Genomic DNA, 1,044 nt, shown 5'->3' with positions numbered 1-1,044 from the left:
CTGGCACGTTTGCTTGCCCACCGAGTTTACCTTCCGTACCTACTTCCCGTGCCACACGCGTTACTTCGGATGCAAATGCCCGAAGCTGTTCCACCATGGTGTTAATCGTATTTTTCAATTCGAGGATCTCTCCCTGAACATCCACCTCAATCTTACGCGACAAGTCACCATTTGCCACAGCCGTTGTTACCTCAGCAATGTTCCGTACCTGAGCTGTCAGATTCGACGCCATTTTATTTACCGAATCGGTCAAATCTTTCCATGTACCTCCAACACCTGGCACGTTTGCTTGCCCACCCAGCTTTCCTTCTGAACCTACTTCCCGCGCCACCCGTGTTACTTCCGAACCAAATGAGTTGAGCTGATCCACCATGGTGTTGATCGTATTTTTCAGCTCAAGGATCTCCCCTTTCACATCCACGGTAATCTTACGCGACAAGTCTCCTCGGGCTACCGCTGTGGTTACTTCTGCAATATTCCGTACCTGAGCTGTCAGGTTTGAACCCATCTGGTTTACCGACTCGGTCAAATCCTTCCATGTACCTCCAACCCCTTGTACCTTCGCCTGCCCACCGAGTTTACCTTCCGTACCTACTTCCAGCGCCACACGTGTTACCTCAGAGGCAAACGAGTTAAGCTGATCCACCATGGTGTTGATGGTTTTCTTTAGCTCCAAAATCTCCCCGGCAACATCCACCGTAATTTTCTTGGATAAGTCACCATTTGCAACGGCCGTTGTTACCTCAGCAATGTTCCGTACCTGAGCTGTCAGGTTTGAACCCATCTGGTTTACCGAGTCTGTTAAATCCTTCCATGTACCTCCAACCCCTTGTACCTTCGCCTGCCCACCGAGTTTACCTTCTGTACCTACTTCCAGCGCCACACGTGTTACCTCAGAGGCAAACGAGTTAAGCTGATCCACCATGGTGTTAATCGTATTTTTCAATTCGAGGATTTCTCCCTGAACGTCTACCGTAATCTTCTTCGACAAATCTCCATTTGCCACGGCGGTTGTTACCTCAGCAATGTTCCGCACCTGGGCTG

The 1,044-nt window shown here is 49.8% G+C and carries 1 protein-coding gene; it reads right to left on the bottom strand.

Annotated elements, in window-relative coordinates:
* Nucleotides 1-1,044: HAMP domain-containing protein (locus tag QNI22_RS40115; RefSeq protein ID WP_314520308.1), on the bottom strand; the 1,044-nt coding region annotated here is incomplete at both ends.

Source organism: Xanthocytophaga agilis, assembly GCF_030068605.1.
GTDB lineage: Bacteria > Bacteroidota > Bacteroidia > Cytophagales > 172606-1 > Xanthocytophaga > Xanthocytophaga agilis.
Note: the sequence above shows the minus strand (reverse complement) of the source record. Positions and strands in the feature narration are given on the sequence as shown.